General features: G+C 63.0%; 10 protein-coding genes. 3 read left to right on the forward strand and 7 right to left on the reverse strand.

Features of this window, described 5'->3' with window-relative positions:
* Positions 1-27: 27 nt before the first annotated feature.
* Positions 28-642: a glycosyltransferase gene (locus tag ACH2EI_RS14770; RefSeq protein WP_395160587.1), complete on the reverse strand. Its 615-nt coding sequence runs from the start codon at positions 640-642 to the stop codon at positions 28-30.
* A gap of 61 nt (positions 643-703) precedes the next feature.
* Between ACH2EI_RS14770 and ACH2EI_RS14775 the strand changes: the two genes are divergently transcribed.
* Positions 704-1,675 carry a GDP-L-fucose synthase family protein gene (locus tag ACH2EI_RS14775; RefSeq protein WP_395152328.1) on the forward strand — a complete coding sequence of 324 codons (972 nt, stop codon included), beginning with the start codon at positions 704-706 and terminating at the stop codon, positions 1,673-1,675.
* A 54-nt stretch (positions 1,676-1,729) separates the two neighbouring features.
* Here ACH2EI_RS14775 and ACH2EI_RS14780 read toward each other — a convergent pair whose 3' ends face one another.
* The 5 genes from ACH2EI_RS14780 to ACH2EI_RS14800 all read right to left on the reverse strand — a co-directional run bounded on the left by ACH2EI_RS14780 (position 1,730) and on the right by ACH2EI_RS14800 (position 6,813).
* Positions 1,730-2,305 (reverse strand): mismatch-specific DNA-glycosylase, encoded by a 576-nt coding sequence (locus ACH2EI_RS14780; protein WP_395152327.1) that lies wholly within the window; start codon positions 2,303-2,305, stop codon positions 1,730-1,732.
* 19 nt (positions 2,306-2,324) lie between these two features.
* Positions 2,325-4,067: a PEP-utilizing enzyme gene (locus tag ACH2EI_RS14785; protein WP_395152326.1), complete on the reverse strand. Its 1,743-nt coding sequence runs from the start codon at positions 4,065-4,067 to the stop codon at positions 2,325-2,327.
* Between the two features lie 90 nt (positions 4,068-4,157).
* Entirely contained in the window at positions 4,158-4,991 is an 834-nt protein-coding gene (gene rfbD / locus ACH2EI_RS14790; RefSeq protein WP_395152338.1) for a dTDP-4-dehydrorhamnose reductase, read from the reverse strand.
* A gap of 19 nt (positions 4,992-5,010) precedes the next feature.
* On the reverse strand, positions 5,011-6,045 hold the full coding sequence (locus ACH2EI_RS14795; protein WP_395152325.1) for an LCP family protein: 1,035 nt from the start codon (positions 6,043-6,045) through the stop codon (positions 5,011-5,013).
* 57 nt (positions 6,046-6,102) lie between these two features.
* Positions 6,103-6,813, reverse strand: coding sequence for a biotin--[acetyl-CoA-carboxylase] ligase (locus tag ACH2EI_RS14800; protein ID WP_395152324.1), 711 nt, complete (start codon positions 6,811-6,813; stop codon positions 6,103-6,105).
* Here ACH2EI_RS14800 and ACH2EI_RS14805 point away from each other — a divergent pair.
* Entirely contained in the window at positions 6,812-8,596 is a 1,785-nt protein-coding gene (locus tag ACH2EI_RS14805; RefSeq protein WP_395152323.1) for an acetyl/propionyl/methylcrotonyl-CoA carboxylase subunit alpha, read from the forward strand. The genes ACH2EI_RS14800 and ACH2EI_RS14805 overlap by 2 nt on opposite strands.
* A gap of 87 nt (positions 8,597-8,683) precedes the next feature.
* On the opposite strand, the gene ACH2EI_RS14810 is transcribed toward ACH2EI_RS14805, so the two are convergent.
* Entirely contained in the window at positions 8,684-8,848 is a 165-nt protein-coding gene (locus ACH2EI_RS14810; protein ID WP_395152322.1) for a hypothetical protein, read from the reverse strand.
* Between the two features lie 126 nt (positions 8,849-8,974).
* Here ACH2EI_RS14810 and ACH2EI_RS14815 point away from each other — a divergent pair, with 126 nt between their 5' ends.
* Complete coding sequence (locus tag ACH2EI_RS14815; protein WP_395152321.1) at positions 8,975-9,439, forward strand: Lrp/AsnC family transcriptional regulator; 465 nt, start codon at positions 8,975-8,977, stop codon at positions 9,437-9,439.
* The last annotated feature ends 128 nt before the right edge of the window (positions 9,440-9,567 follow it).

A 9,567-nucleotide genomic window follows, 5' to 3' on the forward strand; every position in this document is an offset into this window, starting at 1 on the left:
GTTGTCCGTGTTGTCCGTGTTGCTGCATCATGAGTCCACCGTCGCGCCGCCGGCGGGAACGAGTTCACGATAGACGGCGAGCGTCTGCTCAGCGGCAACCTTCCAGTCAGCGTCCACGCCGACCAGAACCAACCGCAACTTGGCCTCATCGAGACCGGCTCGCACACAGTCGTCAAACGTCGCCTCGCTCGAACAGAGCACTCGGTCAGCGCGTTCGCGGATCACGTCGAAGCTGCGCCGCATCACCCGTTCGACGTGTTTCGGCAATCTGCCTGGCTGGTCGAGGAATTGAATGTCGTCGATCGTGACGACGAGCGGCACCGACGTTGCGCAGGGGACGAAACCAGTTGCATGAGCAACATCGACGTGGCCGGTCACCGACTCGACCTTGGGCCAGTTGAGCCGGGTCCACGCCTCGTAGAGCCAGCGCCGCCCCAGGGGCAACATGGCGACTGATCCAACGGGGCGGTACGCGGCTGGCGGGCGGTCGGCATGCTTGCCGACCAACTGCAAGACGGTGACATCGACAGGCCGATCACGAAAGGCAGCGGCGATCCGGAGCGCTGCAGTTGCGGCTTCCCCTGGGGTCGGGTCCCAACACTGCTCAAGCGCGTACGCCACTCGAATCGGTGCGTCATCCACGTCGCCAGTATCTCATGTCAGGTTCTGCAACCAGCACCCCTCGGCCAGTAACGTCCGTCTGATGTCATCCCTCGTCGATCGCCGCGTGCTCGTGACCGGCGGTGCAGGTTTCCTCGGCCGCCGGGTCGTCGCACTCCTCGAGGCAGCCGGAGCTTCGGTCTCAGCACCCCGCAGCTCCCAGTTCGATCTGACCGTGCCCGGCGCTGCCGATCAGATGCTCGCCGAATATCAGCCGACCGAAATCGTTCACCTCGCCGCGCAGGTTGGTGGCATCGGCTACAACCTCGCGCAACCTGCCCCGCTGTACCTCGCCAACCTGCTGATGGGCACGTACATCATCGAAGCGGCGCGACATGCATCGTCGGTGACGAAAACGGTGCTCGTCGGCACCGTGTGTTCGTACCCAAAGATCACGCCGGTTCCGTTCGCCGAAGACCAACTGTGGAACGGCTACCCAGAAGAGAGCAATGCGCCCTACGGGATCGCCAAAAAGGCCCACCTCATCCACGCCCAGGTCAACGCGCAGCAGTACGGCCAGCGCCTCGCGTACCTGATCCCGACCAACCTGTACGGCCCCGGCGACAAGTTTCACCCATCGGTGTCTCACGTGATCCCGGCCCTCATCAAAAAGTGCGTCGAGGCCCGCGAGAGCGGGGCCGACCACGTCGATGTCTGGGGCACAGGTTCGGCCTCGCGTGAGTACCTCTACGTCGATGACGCCGCTCAGGCGATTGTCCGCGCCGCCGAGGCCGACGACCAACCTGGCGTCGTTGAGCCGATCAACTTGGGCGCTGACCGCGAGGTAACGGTCAAAGAGACCGTGGAAACAATCGCCGAGCTTGTTGGCTTCACTGGGCAACTGCGTTGGGATCCCACCAAGCCCGACGGCCAGCCACGCCGTGGCGTTGACGGATCCCGAGCAAACCGCCTACTCGGCTGGAAACCCACGATGGACTTCGACGAGGGCCTACGCACCACGATCGACTGGTACCTCGCCAACCGGGCTGAAGCCGAACGAGACCCGCACGCCTGAATTCATTGAGTCCGCCAGCGGATGCGGCCGCTCAGCGGGCCATCGCGACGACATTCAACGTTCGGCAGAGACGATTCCCGCTGCCACTGCTGCTGCACGGTAGGCCGCGGCGAGGGTGCCGGTCGTCTCGTGTGCATTGAGGCCACTCGGATTCGGAACGATCCAGAGACGCGCACCTTCGAAACCGTCGGGCTGCTCCCCCATTACTGCCTTCGGCTGTCGGAACGCGATTCGGTAGGCGGTGATTCCGGCAACTGCGACCACGGCTGGCTGCATGGTGCCCACGAGTGCGCGCAATTGCTCCCCACCCTCATGCAGTTCGGTCGCGGTGAGCTCGGAGGCCTTGGCTGTTGCCCGGTGGGCAATGTTCGAGATGCCAAGACCACGGGAGAGAAAATGCCGCCGGTCGTCGTCGCTCATCCCGACACCACGATCGATCTCGCGCTCGATGATTCCTGCCTCGAACAGTGCCGGGTAGTACCGGTTTCCCGGATGGGCGAAATGGGTCTGCGTCGCCGCAGTCCACAGCCCTGGGTTGATACCAACGAACAACAGTCGCGTGTTCGCTCCGACCAAGTCGGGAACGGTCGCACCGATGTACGACTCCAGTTCGACCCGAGTGAATCCCATCAGCCAGCCAGTCAGCCCGTCAAGGCAACTCGAGAATGCGAACCGTACCGGCACCGCCATCGACTTCGACCAGTGTTCCGTCGGGGATACGGCGCGACGCATCGGTGACGGACACCGCGCATGGGATACCGAGTTCTCGGCTGACGATGATGGCGTGGCTCATCACTGCACCCACGTCGACGATCACGGCTTCTGCCGGAACAAAGAGCGGCGTCCAGCTCGGATCGGTGAGCGGCGCAATCAGCACATCGCCCGGCTCCAAGCCGCGTGGGTCGCCCGGGTTGGTCACGACGCGTGCTCGACCTCTCGCGACGCCAGCGCATCCGGCGAGGCCGGTGAGTACCTCGCCGACGACGACCTGAGGGATCTTGGCGCTGCGCAATTCCCACGTGTCGACCGGAGGTTGCTCACCTTCGAAGTAAAAGGGTGGAATCCGTCGCTGCAGCTCAACAAGCAGTTGCCGGCGCTCGGCGATCTGTGTGGCAAACGATGCGGGGTCGTCCACGTACCCATTGAGCTCTTCTTCGACAAGGAACCACAGGTCACCCGGTGCGCCACCTGAGCGTGCAGCGAGCCGACGGTCGAGTTCTTGCCCTTGCAGTCGCGCCCCATGGATTGCCCTGACCACTGTGGTCTTGGTCCGTTCGCGGCTCTGCATGTGCAGTCGAGTCGCTGCGAGTACCCGGCCGAACAGGCGCCTGATCGGCCAGCGGAGCTGACCCAGCACGTCGACTTCGAGCGTTCGGCGTTCCTGCGCGAGCCGCTCGCCTTGAGCAGTTGGTGCGTGCGACGCATCGGTCAAACGCATCCGATCGACGAATACCAAGGCGAGTTCGGGCTCGGTTTCCCAGGTGTCGAATGCCGTGTCCCACTCGTTTGGGCCACGCGATCCAAAGTCGGCAATGAACCGCCGGAACTCAGCGTTGAACTCTGACGCCTCAGTCGAGGATTGCAATCGATCCCAGACCCCAGGCACCCCAGCATCGAACTCTGCGGTGAGCGAATCGCTCGCCGCAACCTTGCGGCCAAGCGACCAGAGCGCTCTCGACGGTGCGGCTGAGTCGACATCGCCGAGCCCCGAGATCAACCGAACGGCAATCTCAGCATCGCCCAGTTGTTTTTCGCACAGTTGCGTCAACACGGCCATCAGCGCACCGGCCGCGAATGACACCTTCAGATGCGTCTCGAACATCGGCATGAACAGTTCGGTCACACCCAACGTCGAAGTGCGCAGATCGTGGTCAGCCGCGGTCGACGGGTCGGGCAGACCAGCGAGAAACTCGTCGACAATCCGTTGGTCGAGCGCCAACTGCGGCAGCTCGGTCACACCTGACAGTCTCCACAGGTACCGCAGCGCGGCAACCGCAGCGCGACGATTCTTCTCGGTCGGCAGCGGTACATGCGGCGGCGGATCACCAGCACCCAGGAAGGAATTGTCGGCGTCGCTCCAGCTGCCTCCCGGCACACGGGCAGCAACGAGCCGTTGGACGCTCAAGTTGAGGTAGGCGTAGCCACCGAACACGCCGCTCCCGACTCCAGTCGAAAGTGGAATGTCGTCGAGTTCATCTGGGCGGATGATGCCGCTCGACAGTATGGCGTTACGCATTGCCTGCTCGCCGGCCTGCTGGGCAATCGAGAAGCTCAGCGGTCGGTAGACCTCCGGATAGACCTCGCCTGCGTTGCCACGTGTGTAGATCGGAAACCGTTCACTCGCGTCGGTCCCGACCCACTCGCCATCGCCAACTCGTCGCCAAGGTTGCATCGGCGAAAGTTAACGCAGGTCGCGCCGTGTACCGAGCGCCGGGGTGGTGCCCGGGACTTGTGGGCGTGTGTGTGTGTGGGCGTGTGTGATTCAGGTCAGTCGGGCGACGAGTTCGGCGAGCGGCTCGCGGTAGTCACGCAATGGTTGGTGACCCGCTGCCCGCCACGCAGCATTGTCGAGCACGCCGTTCGCCGGGCGGGGTGCTGGGCGAGGTGGATCGAGGTCGGCAGTTCCAATGGATGTCACGCGTGACCGGCTGTGGCCTGCGGCTTCGAGAATGTCGCCGACGAACTCGTACCACGACACTGCTCCGGCATTGGTGAGGTGGAACGTGCCCGCGTGCCGATCAGATGCCAGTCGATGCAGTGCCGGCGCGAGGTCGGCGGTGAACGTCGGGCAGCCGCGTTGGTCATCGACGAACGCCAGTGGTGCATCGCCCCCGGCCAATCGGAGGATGAGCTTGACCATATTGTTGCCGTACTCACCGCACACCCACGAGGTGCGGACCACCGACGCACCTTGGCCCGCGCGGCGCTCACCTTCGAGTTTCGTGATGCCGTAGACCGACTGGGGGTTCGGCGTGTCGTTCTCGACATAGGGCCGATCGAGCGTCCCATCGAACACGTAGTCAGTGCTCACGTGAACGAGATGCGCGTCGGTGGCATCCGCCGCCTCACGCAGCGAACCGACAGCCGCGGCGTTCACCGCACGAGCAAGCTCACGATTCGTTTCGCACGCGTCGACGGCGGTGTAGGCCGCAGCGTTGATGATCGCGTCGGGACGATGTGCCGCAATGAACGAGCGGACGGCCACCGAATCGGTGATATCGAGTGTGCTCCGGTCAGCAACGACCACGTCGTCACCGGCATCGGTCGCGAACCGGACGAGATCGGCTCCGAGTTGGCCTGCGGCTCCCGTCACCATCAGCTTCACGGCTGCAAAGCTACTCGGCTAGAGGCGCAACCGGGAGCGGGCCGAGGCCCCGGAAGTAGTCGAGCACCGGCTTCGACGCATCGTTGAGACGCAGGATCGCTTTGTCATTGAAAGTCTCACCCCGCACGTCGAGTTGGTATGTGACGAGCCCCGTCGAGAACGCCTTACGCAGCGTGCCTGCTGCAGCGATCGGGTCGAGCCCATTGTCGACCCGGACGGCGGTACTGACCGAATCAATGAGGTCTGACGCCAGAAACGGGTCCGCCTGGAGTTTGGCCAGAGTTGCATTGACGATGGTCGAGATGAACGCCTGCTGCCGTTTGATGCGCCCCAGATCGGCGGTCGGGTCCTTGCGCCACTCGCCGTCGCGGAACTCCTCGTAGTTGCGCGAGCGGGCGTAGGCCAACGCCTGGACGCCATCGAGCAGGTTGCAGCCCGGATCTTGGAAAAGGCCAGAGTTCTCATCGCGTGTGACGAAATCGAAGCAGATCGTTGTGCCACCCACCGTGTCGACCAGGTCTTTGAACCCGAAGAAGTCGACGTCGACGACGTGATTAATCGGGATCCGCAGCTCCTGCGTAATCGTCGCGGCAAGGACTTCGGGGCCTCGGTTGTAGGCCGAGTTGATGCGATCTTGCTTGCCGGACCCAGCAATGGTGACGAGCAGGTCGCGCGGGATGCTCATCAATGCGGCACCGTTGCCATCCTTTTCCTGGCGCAAGATCATGATCGTGTCACTACGCCGGCCCTGGACTGCGTTGGTGTCACCGATGCCGCCGAAGTCGGACGCTCCCGGGTCAGAGCCCTCGCGAGAGTCCGAGCCGATCAACAAATAATTGACGGCCGGCCCGTCGACGGCCGCGAGGATGTCTTCGAGCCCTTCGATCCGTTCGACATTGGCTGTCCGCTGGTTGGCGGCCCGGATCACTCCGGCCGCGCCGACTGCACCGACGACGATCGCGAGGACCATCGCAAGCGACGCCGAGCTCCGACGAGGACGGCGGCGCGGCCCGTCGAGGAGACCACCCTGTGGATGCTGCTGCATCGAGCGCACGCTAACGCCGCTGTTCTCGGGGTGAGCGGCACCCACGCCTCTTACTGGTCAGGTGGCGGGGCGGAGATGGACGACATCACCGACGTCGAACACACGGATCTCACCGTCGTCGAGCCTGACCATCAGCCGGCCGTCGGCATCCACGTCGATCGCCTGACCGAACACGTTCACCGACCCTGGCAGTTCCACCCGGACCCGTCGGCCGAGCGTTTGCAGCCGCGCCCGGTACGCCGTCGAAATGTCATCAGGGAGCGCATCGAACGCATCGAGCACCCGCTGCAGAAGCGACGCAGGGGTGACGGAGGCGTCAAGGTCGTGGACACGGGCCGCGCCAGGCGGGGCCCAACCGACATTCACGCCGAATCCGACGACGATCCCCGGCGCAGACGTTGATCGCTGCGCGAGGATTCCTGCGAGTTTCGCTCCGTGGAGGAGCACGTCGTTCGGCCATTTGAGGCCAACCGTCGAATCGGTGGACTCCAATTCGGTCACCGCATGAACGACGGCCAGGCCGACGCGGTGCATGGCGTCGGAGGCTTTCGACTGCGCTACATCGAGGTACATCGAGGCCAGCAGGTTCGTTCCCGCTGGCGCATCCCATCGCCGGTCGAGGCGCCCCCGCCCTGCAGTCTGGTGGTCGGTGCGCAGAACGGTGCGATGCGCAATCTCGCCAGCTTCGGCTGACTGCAAGAGATCCGTGTTGGTGCTCCCGGTTTGGGGGACCTCTCGAAGTTCCCAAATGCTTGGAGTGGCGGCCATGCCCTCTACATTGGCACCCGTGCTGAAGAAGATCCTGATCGCCAATCGAGGCGAAATTGCCGTCCGTGTCATCCGTGCCGCCCGAGAGATGGGCATCGCCACCGTTGCGGTGTACTCCGAGCTCGATCGAGACAGCCTGCATGTGCGGCTCGCCGACGAGGCGTATGCGCTCGGCGGCCAGACCGCAGCGGAGAGTTACATCAACACCGAGGCGGTGTTGGATGCCATCCGTAAGAGCGGTGCTGACGCCGTACACCCGGGCTATGGCTTCTTCTCTGAGAACCCCGACTTCGCTCGAGCCATCGGAGCGATGGGCGTCGAGTTCATCGGCCCGCCGCCAGAGGCAATGGACGAGATGAGCGACAAGGTGTCGAGCCGTCTCGCTGCAATTCGCGGCGGGGCTCCAATCGTTCCTGGCACCACCGAGTTTGCGCAGGGCCCCGACGACATTCGTAATTTCGGCAACGAGTACGGCTGGCCGGCCGTCATCAAAGCCGCCTTCGGTGGTGGCGGACGCGGCATGAAAGTCGTCAAGAACGCCGATGAAGTAGATGACGCCTTCGCCAGCGCGCAGCGTGAGGCCCTTGCGTTCTTCGGTCGTGACGAGGTCTACGTCGAGCGATACCTCACGTGGCCCCGCCACGTCGAGATCCAGCTCGTTGGCGACAAGCAGGGCAATTGTGTCTGGATCTCCAGCCGTGACTGCTCGGCACAACGCCGACACCAGAAACTGATCGAAGAAGCTCCCGCCCACATGCTCGCCGACGGCATCGAAGATGCCATGGGTGAGGCCGCAGTGAAGGCCGCCAAGGCCGTCGGCTACTACGGCGCCGGCACCGTCGAATTCATCTACCAGGACGGAGAGTTTTTCTTCCTCGAGATGAACACCCGGCTGCAGGTCGAGCACTGTGTCAGCGAAATGATCACCGACATCGATCTCGTCGAATGGCAGATTCGTGTCGCAGCTGGCGAAGAACTGCCCATGACCCAAGACGAGGTCACCGCGTCACGTCGTGGCCATTCGATCGAGGTCCGGATCAATGCCGAAGACCCTGCCGAGGGCAAATTCCTTCCCTCACCGGGCCGGATCACCAAGCTCGTCCCACCGGACGGTTTCGGTGTCCGCTTCGACTCCGGGTACCTGTCTGGCGACGAGATCAGCCAGTTCTACGACAACCTGGTCGGCAAGCTCGTCGTGTGGGGCCGCACCCGTGAGGTTGCGATCGCCCGCACCATCCGAGCCCTCGAAGAACTCGTCGTCGAAGGCGTCGCCACCACCATCCCGGCCGACCTCGCCATTCTCCGACACCCCGACTTCGCTTCGATGAACTTCTCAACGAAGTGGGTCGAAGAGACCCTCGATCTGACCGGCGTGACCGGGCACGCAGCGCCTGCCCCCGACCAAGACGACGATGCTGAGCCGCTCGTCCAGCGATCGACCACCGTCGAAGTCAATGGCAAGCGCTTCAGCGTCAACATGTGGGTCCCTGAGGCTCCGGCCGGCGCTGCCGCTCCGGCCAAGAAGAAGGCCAAGCGTGGCGCTTCCGGCGGCGCCGGTGGCGGCCCTGCCTCAGGCAACGTCGAAGCGCCAATGCAAGGAACCATCGTCAAGCTGCTCGTTGCAGTCGGCGACACGGTTGAGGTCGGCGCCGGAATCGTGGTACTCGAAGCAATGAAGATGGAGAATCAGATCAACGCCGAGAAGGCCGGCACCGTCAAGGAGCTGAAGGTCGCTGCTGGCGACACCGTCGGCGGCGGCGACGTGCTGGCCATCATCGAATAGCTCACAAAGAACTGCATCTCAGTTTTTGTGTGAGCGATTGCGGCAACCGACAGCCCAATCGCTCACACAAACCGAGGAGAGCGTTGCTTAGAACTTGAAGTGACGGTCGATCGCAGCGAGGTCCAGACGCGGATCTCCACTGGGGCGACGACCGTTGAAATCGGCGTTCATGTCAATCGTTGCCCTACGGTGCTGGCTGGTCCGGCGCACGGCCTTGACAAAGTTCTTCGGGGAGATAGCGCTGAGACTCATAGAGGAAACGATACGAATCCTCCATGAGTGATCCACTTTGATGACGCGGTTTACAATGATCGAAACCATGAAACGGCTAACGATTCAATAGCCTGAAGTGCATCCAGCTTCCGAAAGACAAGATGTATGTATTTTCTCGACGATATCAATCGCGATCTCCTCGACATTCTTCAGCACGATGGACGGATCTCGTACAAGGATCTTGGCGACCGAATCGGGTTGACCGCCCCAGCAGTTGCAGAGCGCATCCGCAAGCTCGAAGACGCCGGCGTCATCAAGGGGTACCGAGCCGTTGTCGACTACGAAGCGGTCGGATTTCCGATTCTCAGCATCATCCGGGTCAATGCCCCGATGCGTACCGCAGGCATCGACCAAAAAATCGCAGCGATTCCTAACGTGATCGAAGCAAACCGCGTCACCGGTTCGGACTCACACGTCGTCCGGGCGCGCCTGCGTCGGATGAGCGACATCGAGGAACTAATGAGCGACGTCTGGGAACAAAGCGACACCATCACCAACATCGTGACGAGTTCGCCGGTGCCTCGCCGCCCGATGAATCTGCGTGACACCAACGCCGGTCGCGACGACTGACGTCGTCGGTGGCTGCGCCACGGGCGACTACCGTCGCCTCCGACCGTTTTCTCGGGCCTTCGGCTCGAATCGCTGCGCTCTGAGGTTCAATCGAACAGTTCAATCGAACAGTTCAATCGAACAGTTCA

It is taken from the genome of Ilumatobacter sp., from assembly GCF_041688325.1.
Classification (GTDB): domain Bacteria; phylum Actinomycetota; class Acidimicrobiia; order Acidimicrobiales; family Ilumatobacteraceae; genus Ilumatobacter_A.